The sequence below is a fragment of the Paraneptunicella aestuarii genome (assembly GCF_019900845.1).
In the GTDB taxonomy this organism is placed as follows: domain Bacteria; phylum Pseudomonadota; class Gammaproteobacteria; order Enterobacterales; family Alteromonadaceae; genus Paraneptunicella; species Paraneptunicella aestuarii.
Map to the genome: position 1 here is coordinate 1,697,647 of NZ_CP074570.1, position 15,155 is coordinate 1,712,801.

11 protein-coding genes and 1 pseudogene are annotated in these 15,155 nt (G+C 44.4%); 10 read left to right on the top strand and 2 right to left on the bottom strand.

The annotated features are described in order from the left end of the window. The first annotated feature begins 167 nt into the window (after positions 1–167). The 8 genes and pseudogenes from fadI to KIH87_RS07105 all read left to right on the top strand — a co-directional run bounded on the left by fadI (position 168) and on the right by KIH87_RS07105 (position 9,177). Entirely contained in the window at positions 168–1,478 is a 1,311-nt protein-coding gene (gene fadI, locus KIH87_RS07075; protein WP_232361442.1) for an acetyl-CoA C-acyltransferase FadI, read from the top strand. Between the two features lie 18 nt (positions 1,479–1,496). Further along, positions 1,497–3,626: a fatty acid oxidation complex subunit alpha FadJ gene (gene fadJ, locus KIH87_RS07080; RefSeq protein WP_232360832.1), complete on the top strand. Its 2,130-nt coding sequence runs from the start codon at positions 1,497–1,499 to the stop codon at positions 3,624–3,626. Positions 3,627–4,100: 474 nt separating this feature from the next. Continuing rightward, positions 4,101–4,568 (top strand): annotated as a pseudogene (locus tag KIH87_RS19485) (methyl-accepting chemotaxis protein); the annotation flags it as partial. A gap of 135 nt (positions 4,569–4,703) precedes the next feature. Beyond that, on the top strand, positions 4,704–4,979 hold the full coding sequence (locus KIH87_RS19490; protein WP_408635806.1) for a CZB domain-containing protein: 276 nt from the start codon (positions 4,704–4,706) through the stop codon (positions 4,977–4,979). Between the two features lie 88 nt (positions 4,980–5,067). Next, positions 5,068–5,532 (top strand): nuclear transport factor 2 family protein, encoded by a 465-nt coding sequence (locus KIH87_RS07090; RefSeq protein ID WP_232360834.1) that lies wholly within the window; start codon positions 5,068–5,070, stop codon positions 5,530–5,532. Between the two features lie 238 nt (positions 5,533–5,770). Further along, a complete protein-coding gene (locus KIH87_RS07095; protein ID WP_232360835.1) occupies positions 5,771–6,826 on the top strand; it encodes a hypothetical protein in 1,056 nt (351 codons plus the stop codon). Further along, positions 6,816–8,174 (top strand): MATE family efflux transporter, encoded by a 1,359-nt coding sequence (locus KIH87_RS07100; protein ID WP_232360836.1) that lies wholly within the window; start codon positions 6,816–6,818, stop codon positions 8,172–8,174. Before KIH87_RS07095 ends, KIH87_RS07100 begins: the two co-directional genes overlap by 11 nt. Before the next feature lie 79 nt (positions 8,175–8,253). Further along, positions 8,254–9,177, top strand: coding sequence for a glycosyltransferase (locus tag KIH87_RS07105; protein WP_232360837.1), 924 nt, complete (start codon positions 8,254–8,256; stop codon positions 9,175–9,177). 27 nt (positions 9,178–9,204) lie between these two features. On the opposite strand, the gene KIH87_RS07110 is transcribed toward KIH87_RS07105, so the two are convergent. Next, a complete protein-coding gene (locus KIH87_RS07110) occupies positions 9,205–11,316 on the bottom strand; it encodes a putative bifunctional diguanylate cyclase/phosphodiesterase (protein ID WP_232360838.1) in 2,112 nt (703 codons plus the stop codon). Positions 11,317–11,518: 202 nt separating this feature from the next. Next, positions 11,519–14,293 carry an insulinase family protein gene (locus KIH87_RS07115; protein WP_232360839.1) on the bottom strand — a complete coding sequence of 925 codons (2,775 nt, stop codon included), beginning with the start codon at positions 14,291–14,293 and terminating at the stop codon, positions 11,519–11,521. 107 nt (positions 14,294–14,400) lie between these two features. On the opposite strand from KIH87_RS07115, the gene sixA reads away from it, so the two are divergent. Continuing rightward, positions 14,401–14,868 carry a phosphohistidine phosphatase SixA gene (gene sixA, locus KIH87_RS07120; RefSeq protein WP_232360840.1) on the top strand — a complete coding sequence of 156 codons (468 nt, stop codon included), beginning with the start codon at positions 14,401–14,403 and terminating at the stop codon, positions 14,866–14,868. A 100-nt stretch (positions 14,869–14,968) separates the two neighbouring features. Further along, positions 14,969–15,154 (top strand): hypothetical protein, encoded by a 186-nt coding sequence (locus KIH87_RS07125; RefSeq protein WP_232360841.1) that lies wholly within the window; start codon positions 14,969–14,971, stop codon positions 15,152–15,154. Position 15,155 lies beyond the last annotated feature (1 nt).

Here is a 15,155-nt window from a genome sequence, read left to right on the forward strand (position 1 = left end):
CAAAGCTTAATGGGGTATTTTTGCGGTTTATCAAGCTTGATTTAACCCATTGAAAAGAAACCAAACCGTGCTAATTCTTGTGAACGATGTTAATCAAATGTTTTCATTTGTGTTCGCAATGGGTACAATCCGACCTTTAAACAGGTCAGACCACTTAGAGGTAGATGATGGCACCTAAACAAAACCTGACAACCCAAGCAGGGGATCGTATTGCAATTGTTGCCGGGCTACGCACACCGTTCGCCAAGATGGCGACCTATTTCCACGGTGTACCGGCGGTTGATTTGGGCAAAATGGTGGTTAACGAATTAATGGTGCGCAATAACTTGTCACCTGAATTGGTTGACCAGGTCGTATACGGACAAGTTGTTCAAATGCCTGAAGCGCCCAACATTGCGCGTGAAATCGTGCTTGGCACGGGGATGAATGTAGGCACTGATGCTTACAGCGTTTCTCGCGCATGCGCCACCAGTTTTCAAGCCACAGTAAACATTGCCGAATCCATGTTGGTTGGTAATATCGACGTGGGTATTGCAGGTGGTGCAGATTCAACGTCTGTTTCGCCTATTGGTGTTTCCAAGAAGTTAGCCCGTGCTTTGGTTGATTTGCAGAAAGCGAGAACGCTAGGTCAGCGTTGGGGTATTATCAAAAAGCTGGGCTTAAAAGATCTTTTACCTGTTCCTCCTGCTGTTGCTGAATATTCTACTGGTTTGTCGATGGGGCAAACTGCCGAGCAAATGGCGAAAACCCATGGCATCACCAGAGAGGCGCAGGATGAGTTAGCACATCGTTCTCATTCATTAGCGGCAGAAAGCTGGAATGAAGGCAAGCTAGCCAATGAAGTGATGACAGCTTATGCCGAACCTTTCAAAGGCGCACTGGATAAAGACAATAACATCCGTTTTGATTCCAAACTGGAAGGCTACAAGAAGCTGCGTCCTGTTTTTGATAAAAAACACGGTACGGTGACTGCGGCAAACGCAACGCCTCTTACTGATGGTGCATCCGCGATTATTTTAATGACAGAATCGAAAGCAAAAGCTTTGGGTTACAAGCCAATCGGCTACCTGAAAAGCTATGCCTTTGCTGCCATTGATGTATGGGAAGATATGTTGATGGGGCCGTCTTATGCGACACCGATGGCATTGGATCGTGCTGGCATGACGTTGAACGACCTTACCCTGATTGAAATGCATGAAGCCTTTGCAGCGCAAACGCTAGCGAACGTGAAGATGTTTGCCAGTGATAAATTCGCCAAAGAAAAACTGGGGCGTGATAAAGCTACAGGCGAAATTGATATGGATAAGTTCAATGTAATGGGTAGCTCCATTGCTTACGGACACCCCTTTGCGGCAACCGGTACGCGCATGATCACGCAAATGTTGAATGAGCTGAATCGTCGTGGTGGCGGAACGGGTTTGTTAACCGCATGTGCAGCTGGTGGCCTGGGTGCTGCTATGATTGTTGAAACTGAATAAATTTACCGGATAGCTGTTATGACAGAGACTAATAAAAGCGCATTTACGCTAACCAAAGGTGACGATGGTGTAGCGATCTTGCTCATGGATGTCCCCGGTGAATCCATGAATACTTTGAAGGCTGAATTTGGTGATGAAATCACCAAGATGCTGGATGACATCGAAGCGGATAAAAGCATTAAAGGCGTGGTGTTAGCCAGTGGCAAATCCAGCTCATTTGTAGCGGGTGCCGATATCACCATGTTGGCGGCGTGCAAAACGGCGGCAGAAGCGGAAGCCTTGTCCAAGGGCGGTCAGGAAGTGTTTGACCGCATTCAGAATATGAGCGCTACCTTTGTTGCAGCCATTCACGGGCCTGCATTGGGTGGTGGATTAGAGCTGGCGTTGGCTTGCCATTATCGTGTTTGTTCTGATGCCAATAAAACGGTTCTGGGTGTGCCTGAAGTTCAATTAGGTTTGTTGCCGGGAAGTGGTGGCACACAACGTTTGCCTGAATTAATTGGTATTCAGCAAGCCATGAAGATGATGCTGACCGGTAGTCAGGTTCGCCCAAGCCAAGCCAAGAAATATGGCATTGTTGATGATGCCGTTCCGCAAAGCATTCTAATGGATGTGGCAAAAGAGTTTGCGCTTAAGGGTAAACCCAAGCGTAAAGGGCCAAAATTGAACTTTGTTGGCAAAGTTCTGGAACGCACCACTTTTGGACGTCAATTCCTGTTTAAGCAAGCTCGTAAGCAAACCCTTGCTAAAACTCGCGGCAATTATCCTGCGCCAGAAATGATTTTGGATGTGTTAGAAGCCAGCGCTGGTAAAGCGTGCAAGCGCGGTTATCAATTGGAAGCCGAGTTCTTCGGTAAGTTGGTAATGACCCCAGAATCTGAGCAGCTTCGCAATATCTTCTTTGCAACCACTGAAATGAAGAAAGAAACCGGTGTTGAAGGTGTTGAGCCTGCTCCGGTGAAAAAGGTGGGTGTGTTGGGTGGTGGTTTGATGGGCGGTGGTATCGCCTTTGTGACTGCGACTAAAGCGGGCGTACCTGCACGTATTAAAGACGTGCGTCCAGAAGGCATAGCTAACGCAATGAAGTACACCTTCGATTTGCTCAATAAAAAGGTAAAACGCCGTTTTATGAGCAAGTCACAAATGCAAAAGCAAATGTCATTGTTGACCGGCACGCTGGATTATTCTGGTTATCAGGATGTGGATTTGGTCATTGAAGCGGTGTTCGAAGATTTGGATCTGAAACAGCGCATGGTGGCTGACATTGAAGAGAATTGTCAGGAATCAACCGTGTTCGCGACCAATACCTCTTCGATTCCCATCGGCAAGATTGCAGCCAAAGCGAAACGTCCTGAGAAAGTAATTGGTTTGCACTACTTCTCTCCGGTAGACAAGATGCCGTTGGCTGAGGTTATCGTGCATGAGGGAACGTCCGACGAAACCGTGTCTACCACGGTGGAATTTGCTCGTCGTCAGGGTAAGACGCCAATCGTTGTTAAAGACGGAGCGGGTTTTTATGTAAACCGCATTTTGGCACCTTACATGAATGAAGCGGCTAATGTGTTGTTGTCTGGTGAGCCAGTTAAACATCTTGATGATGCTTTGGTTAACTTCGGTTTCCCTGTTGGGCCAATGAAGTTACTGGATGAAGTGGGCATTGATGTAGGCTCCAAGATTTCTCCCATTCTGGAAGCTGACTTGGGTGAACGTTTTAAAGCGCCGGATGCTTTCGATAAGTTGTTGGCTGATGATCGTAAAGGTAAGAAGAACAAACGTGGTATCTACCTGTACAGCGGCAAGAAGCCGGGTAAAAACGTGGATGAAAGCGTTTATAAATTGCTGGGCATTAGCGTTAAGCAAACCTTGTCGAAAGAGCAAATTGCTGAGCGTTGTATGTTGTTGATGCTTAACGAAGCGGCAATGTGTTTGGATGAAGGTTTGATTCGTTCCGCTCGTGACGGTGACATCGGTGCTATTTTCGGTATCGGCTTCCCGCCATTTTTGGGTGGCCCATTCCGCTATATGGATACGCTGGGTATTAGCCATGTGCTCGCTCGTTTGGAGCACTTCCATGGGCAGTTTGGTAATCGCTTCGCACCTGCTGAGATCCTGAAGAAAATGGCTCAGGAGGGAGCTACTTTTTACTAGGCTGGACGTTCTACTAAGGTATTCGTTGCCGCAAGTTATATTGCTGCAATCCTTAATTTACAAAACCCGGTGTCTGGCATTTGCTGCACCGGGTTTTTTAATCTTACAGCTCCTTTTTTACTACTCAATTTCTACTGCTTAATTCCTTTTGCTTGCAATTTAATCACATTATTGAAATTTGAATTACACTCTAAATAGAGTGTTTTAGTTATTTGGAGTTTCAGCCGAATATGTTCGGGTTGTGTAAAGCTCCGTTAGCAACATAGGTACGAAATTATGGGATTTTTTAACCGCTTATCATCTGAACCTGCTGTTGATATCAACCCTTTGAAGGAACAAATTGCGCTTTTGGAAAATGCAAAAAGGCAGCTGGAAAATGAGGTAAATATTACGAGGTCTGAAAACGATGACACTCGTAGAGAGCTTGATTTAGCGGCAGGAATTCGAGATTTGCTGATGGAATCAACGGAAGCCATGAACACGATCCGCGAAACGGTGGCTGATGCCGCTGATATTCTTAGCGAAGAGCATCATAAGTTAGTCGACCAGGGAACCGACTTTGATAAATGTACTACAGTTCTTTCCGGTATTTCTGAAGCCTTGGCGGGCATCGAGAATCAAGCGAAGGAAAGCTGCGAGGGAGTGAATAGTCTTCGAGGCTTAACTGAACAAATCACCAACTTTGTCACTATCATTCGGGGTATTTCAGAGCAGACTAATTTGTTGGCATTGAATGCTGCTATTGAAGCGGCTCGTGCTGGTGAACAGGGTAGAGGATTTGCGGTAGTGGCTGATGAAGTGCGAGCCTTGGCGCAGCGCACTAATACAACCACCGAAGAAATCAGTCGGTTGGTTAATTCCATTGAAAAGGAAATGGTGACGGTTGACCATCGTATCAATGGCATGACAGACAATTGTCACAATGTCTCGGAGTCTAATCGTGAGGTGCTTTCTACCGTTAAAGAGGTGCTGGATCGTTCTAAAAACTTGTTCCAAATCGTTGAACGCTCTTACAAAGAAAGCTTTGTGCAAACGGTGAAAATGGATCATGTGGTATGGAAAGCTGATGTTTACCGGATGTTTTTGGGATTGTCTAAAAAGTCCATTAAGGAATTTTCCGATCATACCCAGTGTCGACTGGGTAAGTGGTATTACAATGGTGAAGGCGCTGAGCTTTATAAAAATACGACCTGCTATCAGCGTTTGGAAGATCCTCACAAGCGTGTTCATCAAATGGGAATTGAAGCGCTGAAATGCGATAAACCGGAAGAGGGCATGGTGTTTCTCAAACAAATGGAAGAAGCCAGTATGGAAGTTCTGCGTTGCCTGGATGAAATGGCGATGAAGTGGTAGCCAGACCAATTTCATTCACGACCTGGTTTTAACTATGTTATTTTTGTCATCGAACTAAACCGCTCTAAGTAAACATGGATAACGCGTGATGATAAAAATAACCAAAATGCTTGTTTTAGGCTTGTTACTTGCCTGCTCTTTTCCGAGTCTTGCCGATGATAAAAGCGATTTAAACCAGTTGCTTAATGATTTTCTCGACAACAAGGTGGGGGATGATTTCAAAAATCATAATCGGTTCTGGGCAGACGATTTGGTGTATACCAGTTCTGCCGGAAAGCGTTTTGATAAGTCAGTTATTATTGATGGCATAAAAGAAGAGAAGAAAGTAGGCAAGCGTCCGGATTCAAGTGACAATCCTGATCCCAAATACTGGGCAGAAGAAACCGATATTCGTTTGTACGGCACAACGGCTATTGTTGCATTTAAGCTTGGGGCTGAATGGCAGGAAGAGGGAACGACTAAAACTCAGTTTTACTACAACACGGGAACCTTCCTGAAACGTGATGGTGTGTGGCAGGTGATTGCCTGGCAAGCAACGAAAATTCCTCAATAATTTAGGTCATAAGACCTAATACTTTTAGCGAAAGTTAATCTTGTCGTCATGCTGACGCAGGTCCGCATCTCTTAACATGTTGCCATTCATGCTTGTCGGCAATCTCACTCAACAAGTCCTTGTTTAATATAAGATCACCCTTGCATATGACGTGTTTTCTGTTGCCTGTTATTCTTACCCACGCTATCTTTAGGCTTTCCACACATAGACTTTCCACACAATAAGCTGGTTGATGCACATGAACGATTCTGATGATGACAACAATCAACCTTCGCGCAAGCGAGCGTATGCTGTGTTTGAACCGCCCGGTTCAAAAGAGAGTGGCAAGCCCAAACGAGGCATGCATACCACTATGATGGGGCAGGGGGTTGATGCCAAGCATTCCCAGATGAAAGGTCCCAAAACCATGAGTGAAGTGCTGGCACAGCATATTGGTCAGAATCAAAAGCAACGCAAGCATATCTCCGAACAGATTGGTCGAGTGAAACAAGGCCACAATAAGCGTATGGATGGTAATGACACTGAATTTAAGCGATCAGTGAATTTGCTCGATAGCCACCAAAAAAAACTAGGCAAAGGTGGTAAAAAAGGCATGGAAGGACTGAATAAATTAAAAGGAGCACAAGAGGCTTTTACTGCCGCCAAAGGGGTGCGTTCAGCGTTAGCTCCGTTTTTAGATAATGCCGATCATAAACAGAAAAACACCACTGAAGAGCAGCGCAAAGCCTTTGCTGATGCCATGAAACCCATGTTTGGCGCGCTAAAACAGTTTGGCGCAAAAGATCTGGGTAAGGACAACGGTCGTACCAAGATTGATCCAAGATCGGGCAAGGAAATTCCTGACAATCCAAGAGCCGATGCCATGCGTTCTTTTGTAAATAATTTGGTAAATGACAAATCATTCAAAAGTATTGTTCCTTCTAAAGAGCAGCAGGAAGCCTCGAAGATCAAGGTGGAAACGACCGAAGGCAAAGATGGTAAAAAGCAGTATTCATTTTCCATGCAATCCACTCAGCCCAAAGATCCAATGAAGGGGCTTCAATCCCTAATGAATATTGGCAATATGGCAAATAAAGCCATGAATACTGAGGCAATGGGTGTGAGCAAGAGCGATGCGAAGCAGCGCCAAAAGCAGATGCAAAATCTGGATAAACAGTTCGATAAAATGAAAGGGCTGAATATGTTTGCGCATCTGGACAAGCGTCAGCCTGTTAAAGTGGAGGTTAAGCCCCCCGAAGTGACTAAAACGCCAGATGCAGGCAAGGCGAAATCGGGTGGTTCGAGTGGGGAATGATTCTAATTCTTCCGTTAACCTGAATTTGTGGTCTTTAGCATGGCCAATTGGCCTTGAAATGCTATTGATCTATTCCATTGGTTTTATCGATGTTTTCTTTTTAAGTTTGGTGTCGATGGAAGCCGCCGCAGCATTTGGTGCCATTCAGGCGGTGATGGCGGTCATCATCATGTTGTTTAAGCAGATGGCTCAAGGTGGTGGTAGTGTCGCTGCACAGTTTCTTGGTGCTAGAAATAAAGATCAGGCTAATCATACTTTTACTGCGATTTTAATTATTAACACCTTGCTTGGCGTTGTTGTCGCTTTGGGGGTTTATCTGGTGCATCCTTTTGTGGGTGGTTGGCTGGGTGCTTCCGACGAGATTAGCACTCACATCAGCACGTATCTTTCGATTGTTGGCCCCGCGCTGTTCTTCATGGCGGTGCGATTTGGTTATTCCGCTATTGCGGCATCATTGGGGAAAACGCGCTGGAATCTGGCTTCTTCTATCGTCTCCAATATCGTAAATGTGGTGTTGAATACTCTGCTTGTTGTTGGATTATTTGGCTTTCCAGAGTTGGGTGTTCAAGGTGTGGCGATTGCTACAGCCGTGGCTTATTTTGTGTACTTGCTGGTGTTGATGTTTAACGTACACCGAAATTCTGATTATCGCTTTTCTCTGTCTGGTGACGTCTGGATGCAATTCAAAAAGCGTTTGCGCCCAATTATGCGTATTGCCATACCATCAACGATGGAGCCAATACTGTTTAACGGGTTTCAGCTTGTACTGACGATTTTAGTCATTGAAATCGGTGATTTGGCTCTGGCTGCGCGTACCTTTGTATTACAGATATCGACGTTTATTTTGCTGTGGTCATTCTCTATTGCGCAGGCTAATCAGATTATTACCGCGCATCATGTTGGTAACGAACGGTTTGATTTAGCTGATCAGGGCTTAAAGCGAAATACGGTGATTGGCGTTGTTGGTTCGATTGCCGTGACGCTCATTGTGATTGTTTTTTCTGAACCGATTCTTGGTATTTTCACCGGTGATGCTGACGTTATTAAGCTATGTACTGCACTTTTCTTTCTGGGGTTGATTATGGAGCCATCGCGTTCAGTAAATATGATCGTGGTGTTTTCTCTTGGTGCCTCGGGCGATGCTATGTTTTCGGCCAAGTTAGGGCTGATTGCAAGTTGGTTTTTTGCTTTGCCTTTGGCTTATTTCCTTGGAATTCATCTTGGTTATGGCCTTATTGGTATCTGGGTCGCCATGATTTTGGAAGAGGCGTTACGAGCCTGCCTGAATTATATTCGTTGGACTCGCGCCCATTGGCAGAATTGTGGCGTGATTTCCTCGATAACATAGTGTTTATCAATTACTTAGAGCTCCTCCTTGACATGGGGCACGTCAATTACCTTTTTTCAATGATATAAGGTTAGCTGCAATGGATATTAGCATTATCATTCCCACCTACAATCGAAGTACATTGTTGCAAGCGACGCTACAAACGTTAGCTCAGCAGACGCTTTCCAAGTCTTGTTATGAGGTGATTGTTGCCGACGACGGTTCTTCTGACAATACGCGGGAAGTTGTTGAAGCATTCAGCGACAGGTTATCGATTCAATACTGTTTTCAGGACGATTTGGGCTTTCGCGCTGCGGCTGCGCGTAATATGGGTATTAAGCGAGCGAATGCGCCGATATGTGTGTTTTTGGATACCGGAATGCTGGTGGCTCCCAATTTTGTTGAGGCGCATCTGCAAGCACATCAAAAGCAACCGGGTGCAACGGCTGTGGTGGGGTATGCTTACGGTTTTGGTGTTGAAGAGCAAGACAGGCAACAGCTCATTGATAGTATCGACATCAGGAACATGAAAGCAACTATTGAGTCGCTCAAATCCAAAGGCGTACTGTCTGATATTCGGGAATCGAAATTTTATCAGCTTTATGGAGATGACCTGTCTGAACAACCCGCGCCCTGGGTGTTGTACTGGACATGTAATGTGTCTTTCAGTACCGATGCATTAAGAAGCATTCAAGGATTTGATGAAGAGTTTCGTTCCTGGGGACTGGAAGACATTGAGTTAGCGTATCGTCTTTTTTTATCCGGCGCGACCTTTGTTTTGGCGCGAGAAGCCGAGGCGGTGCATTACCCTCATGAACGCAATGATACAGAAAACGAGCGAACAGACTTTGAAAATAAGCAGTATTTTCATCGCAAGTACCATAATCAGGTTAGCGAACTACTGCTTTTGACTCGTTACAATCTCAGGGTGAATGGCATGTTGCTGCATCTGGAAAACAGAATGGATTGCAGTGAGCTTTTTGCCGATGAGCCGGAGGTGGTCGCCAGACTTTCCCTGGATTGAACTATTAGAACTATTAATAGATTGCAATCAATCCTGACTAAAGCGCTGGCTGGCTGTGTTTGTTTTGTGAGACAGGCTGTCTGCAAGCAATAGCTTTTCAAATTTCGCGGCGCTTAAAGGCTTGCTGAACAAGTAGCCTTGCAGCATTTCACAGCCAAACTCGCTGAGCACTGCCAATTGAGCTTCTGATTCTACGCCTTCTGCTACCACTTCCAGGCCAAGGTTATGGGCGATATTGATAATGGCTTCAACCATGTTTTTATCGGTATGGTTTTTATCAATGTCTTCAATAAAGGCTTTGTCGATTTTCAGTGTGGTTATTGGGAAGCGTTTCAGGTAAGCCAGCGAAGAATAACCGGTTCCAAAGTCATCAAGGGCTAATTGAATGCCTTGAGCTCGTAGTGCCAACATCACGTTCAGCGCGTCTTCCGGGCTTTCCATCAAGGTGCCTTCGGTAATTTCACATTCCAGATGTTCTGGTGCCAGTCCGGTTTTATCCAGAATATTACGTACCTGAATGGCAAAGTCGGATTGTTTGAATTGTAATGCGGCGATGTTAATGGCAACTTTGCCTTTTAGTAAGCCTTTCGACACCCAACGAGCAGTATCTGCACAGGCCATTTGCAGCACTTTCTCGCCTATTTCCAGAATCTGTCCGGTTTCTTCTGCCATAGGGATAAATTCGGCTGGGCTAACCAGACCATTTTCCGGATGTTCGAAGCGTACCAAGGCTTCCATACCACATAGCTGGCCGGTTTTTACGTCAACTTTGGGTTGATAATAAACGCGGAATAGTTCGTGTTGTAGGCCGTAGCGGATCAGGTTTTCAGTATGTAACTGATTAACAACATCTTGATTTAACTGTTCCTGGAAGAACTGATAGCGGTTTCCGCCCAGATTTTTGGCGAAGTACATGGCGGTATCCGCATTTTTAAGAATCTCTTGTGGTGACTTGCCGTCTGTTGGATAAAAGGCAATACCGATACTGGCTTTCACCACGAACTCCTGACCATAAACATGGTAGGGCTGCGCCAGTTTATCCAGAACCGATTGTGCGAAGTGCGACAAGCGATGAAATTCAGGTTTGCCTTCTATGATGATGGCAAATTCATCACCGCCCAAACGAAACGCAATCATGTTTTTGCGTATAAGGTTTTCCAGGCGACTAACCACCTGTTGTAAAAGCTGGTCGCCCGCCGTGTGGCCTACTGTGTCGTTGATTTTCTTAAAATTGTCCAGGTCAAAGCATAGCAATGCATGTGGTGCGCGGGTGCGGATCAGGTATTGCTGATAAGAATGAAAATAGGAACGGTTAGGCAGTTGCGTTAATGAGTCAACATTGGCTAATTTTAACAGTTCTTTCTCGGTATTCTTTTGCTCCGTAATATCAGAAAACACACCTACGAAATGGCTGGTTTTATTGCTGTCGCCCACAATCGCGTCAATACGCAAGTTGATGGTCGATGTTTTTCCGTCGGCAGTAATGGTATCGAGTTCTCCTGACCAATGACGATGATTGGACAGGCTATTTTTTACTTCGACTTCAAAGTGTTTCGGATACTGCTTGAATTGCAATGGGGAGTTGATGACGTCGAAATGAGATTCGCCGGTGAATTTTAAATAGGCGTTGTTAACATAGACGATTTGGTAGTCGTTGTCGGCAATGAAAATACCATCGGATGTATTGTTTACGGCTTGCTGTAATAAATTGAAATTTTCTTTGGTATGTAGTGCTTGAAGTTGTTCACTCAGAGAGAAAGTTTCATGGTGTTCGCTTGGAGCTATGCGCAATTGAACGTCATGGCTTTCTGCAAGGCTCAGATGAGCCAGTGATGGTTTTGTTTCTTTATTAATTTCTCGCGCTTTGAATTTCTTATGCTCTTTTTTCTTCTTCGTGGAGCGTCGGGATGATTGTTGAATAAACAATACGGACGACAACACGATCAGGACACATAACAGTCCAATGGTTGTCCACAGAAAAGGATTGCTTGCGGTTAATCCGGCGTCGCTAAATGAATGCGATTCTTGCGCGCTCACTGTCAGCGATAACATGGTTAAAAATAGCCCTGTTAACTTACCTGTTGCACAGTAGTTCTTTATTTGGCTTATTTGTTGGCGAGTTTTTTGAACGAGGGACATCTTTATTATTATTACTTCTTTGCAATTGACTATATACAGCACATGGGCCAATTTTGAGTCATCATACCAGATGTCTTTTCGATAGCACAATTTCTACCTGCATTGTTTAATTTTTAATTGTGTAAGCTGTTCACTACGCGAACAATTTAACAATGTATAGCATTGTAGAAAGTTGGATTTATCTTATTGTTTTACAATCGTTTTATTGTATGAGTTTTTCTTTCTGACGAAATTGCGCAAGATTCGTGAGTTCACGGGCTGGTAAATCCTGAGCTGTTCCTTTCGCTCCAACGCTTAAAAGACTTAAGGTTCCCATGTTTTTATTGATTAAATTGAACAGGTATTCGGCAATGTCGGATCTTGTTAGTTGTTCAACCTTAGCGGTTAAAGACGCTTTGTCTGAATCTGTTTGATGACTGGTTTCAAGGGCTGTCCACAGTCTTTGGCACTTCATGGATAAATTCACGTCATGTGCGTTGAGTATGCGTGCCAGATTCTCTTTTAATTTTCTCCATCCTGAGTCATTGATACGGAATATGCCGCTAGGCACCGTACTCAAAAAGCGTTGTGTTTCCAGGTAGAGTTCATCGGCGCTGGCATGGGGAGACTGAATATAGAGCGCTAAACCGGGATGTTCACGATACGGCAGATAGCCACATCCCAAATGATAACCAAGTTGTTTTTTTGTTCGCATCCAATCGAAATAGGATGGCGATAAGATGTGCTCCAGCATCATGCACATGAGAATGTCATAGGCGCTGTTATCTGGCGCCTGAATGTAATGAACCAGGGCCGAGTCATCATGCTGACAATTGACAAAGCTAAAATGAGATTCCAGCTCTCTTAACTCCAGAATTTTGTTTTCACATTGCTCAACGCCATTATTGTTAAAACGCTGAGCGATAAAGGCGTCCAGTTGTTCCGCTTCATTTTGCATCCAGTTGCCATAAATCAGGCTTTGCCAATGGCTTTGGAATAGTCTTTTACCTGCATTTTGAACATCTTCCATTGAAGAATTTAGCACGCTTTGGGTCAATTCTTCCGGCATGTAATTATGCTGCATGACGGTATTCAAAGCAGTGAACAGGCGATTTACCGGTTTGTTTAACAAGCTGTTCTTTAAGGCTTGTACCCGGCGTAATTTAACCTGATTGAAATAGGGTTCAATGCAAGGTGCCTGAGTCAGTTGCTCCAGTATGTCTTTAACCAAACTGAGTTGTTTGTCGGCAAAGCCACTGGTATGAAGTGAAACGCCATTCTGGTGCGGATACAAATGACAGTAAATACCAGCAACGCCCGCGTTATAAAACTCATTGTTTAAGTGTTCTTGAATGGCTGCGGCCCATAAACGTGTATGTGCGGCAGCATTAATATCAAGATTAAACTCAGGAGAAGCAAAGGTGATAAAGACTTCTCCCTTGGGAAGCCTGAATGTTTGATCTTGACCGTACCAGCTTTCCCCATTCAGGTGTTGGCTAATGCGAATTGGAGAATCAAGTTCCGGATTAAGGGGAAGAAGAGATAAATGTTCTGGCAGATAATGGTTTACAGAGGGGAGCGATAGTTCTTTTACAGGCGTTGGTGATTGAATTGCATTTACCCAGCCATCAGGAATGGGAGACAGGCTGTAAGGTGTGTTATACCACTTGGTCATATGCTCGGTACTGGCGGTAGGAGAAACCAGCTTGATGCGCATATTTTCTTGTTTCATTAATTGGATGAGTTGTCTGGCGGGTTCCGGAGAATGGTCATCCAGAACATACTCACCAAAGCTAATGTGCTCATCAGGATAATAATGCAATTGAATTGCCAGATGGTTGACCAGATCTGACGCTTTGACATCATCCTGAAATTCGTAATTGAGCAGGTTGAGTTGTTGTTTTTCTTTAAATCGCCATTTGGGAAAGTCTTCGCCTTTTATTAATTCGATGTAATAGAAGACGGCGTTCAAAATGTCAGGTATCGCTTTCAAGCCTTTATTGGTCAAGTGAATGCTAACGGTATAGTCTTTAAAAGTTTTCCCTTGCATACCGCCGCCAGCAGCTAAATGGGTCGCCCAGCCGCGATGCTTAAAATAGTCCAGTAAGCTACCTTCACCTTCATGTCCAAGCATTTGACTGATGATGGTTTCAGGCTTGTTGCGATACCATTGGTGAATATCTGGCAAGATAAAGCTTAATGTGAGTAGGTGAAGGTTTTTGAGCGGCTTGATTTCAATTTTCTGCGCCAGATTTTGTGGCAAATAAAGCGCTTCTGCTGCTTCGTCCTGACAGGTCGGTTCATTTGATAATATGTGGTATTCAGGCAAGAACTTGCTTTCCATATCATCCAAAGACTCGTTGGAAAGCATACATAAACGCATATTATCTGCTCGATACCATACATCATGATATTGCCTTAACATCTCGGCTACCTGATTCACAGGATATTGCTCAAATACATCCTTGTTACCCACAGAAAATTGGCTAAAAGGGTGATTCGGGTTACAGGTTTCTTTGTCTACCTGATAAATACGTCGTTGCTCATCTTGTTGCTTGTAGTGATACTCAGAATCAATAGCCTGTATTTCGTTACTGATAGCTTGTTCCGGGAATAGTGGATGCGCCAGCATATTGGCAAGCATGGCATTACAAAGGGCGAAATCTTCGTTGGGACAATCAATATGAAAACCTGTCATTTCCGCAGCTGTCCACGCGTTTATATGACCACCGTATGATTCTATATACTGATTAATTTGGTTTTCTTTTGGATAAGCCTTGCAACCCGAGAATAAACAGTGTTCCAATAGGTGAGATAAGCCGGGACATTCCTCTGGATCACGAAAATGCCCCGCAGCGATAGTCATTGCTACCGCGCTTCTGGTCGCTTTGACATCGCTAATTAGCAATACCTTTAGTCCATTAGGCGAAGTAACGATTCGGTATTGCCTGTGGTCATGCTTACTGGTGATCAAAGGGCGCTCAAATAAATTATACAAGTGCGTTTCTACTTTTAAGCATACACATAAATGAATCGTTAATTAGAGGTTTTTTCAAATTATTTAATTCGCTTGGAATTTAAGCCTTTTTAAAGTGTTGTAGAACTATGCAGTTATTACTGATGCGGCATGGTGAAGCCGAGCCTTTTAAAGCAGACGACAAATCGCGCAATTTAACACCATATGGTGTGGAGCAGGCTCGTAGAGCCGGTGATTGGTTGAATGCTGAATTGGGTAGCATTGATGTTGCTATGGTCAGCCCTTATGTGAGAGCACAACAGACACTCACTTCGCTTGCTGAACAAGTGAATGTGTCGCGGGTTATGACCAATTACGACATAACGCCGTCCGGCAACCCTTCTCTTGTACACGATTATGTCGATGCGTTTCTGTTGGACAACCCGGATGTGAAGAGCTTGTTGTTGGTGTGCCACATGCCAATAGTTAGCTTTTTAACTGACAACTTCTGTCAGCAACATCAATCGATGTTGTTTGCTACTTCAGCCATCGTCAATATTGACTATGAAGTGAATAAGAGCAAGGGGGCGATTTGTCGTTTTTATAATCCGGTCTAGAGCGTGTAGAGCTGGGTTTTGGCAGTTTTTAAATTAATATCTAAAATATAGTTTTACTTTTTGCGATTCCCACCGATATAGAATGCGGGAGGACACCAGTATGGCAAGCAATAGCTTACCGGCTAATTTGCAAAAGGTGCTTGAGAACCATGTGGCTCAGTCGGACTTGGCGGACGATGATGAGTTGCGCGGTATCATTGCCCGGTTAGCCAAATTAAATGAATCGGTTGAGCGAGTGAAAGCGTCGATTATGACCAAGCGAGCTCAAAAGCAAGCAGAAGGCTAGA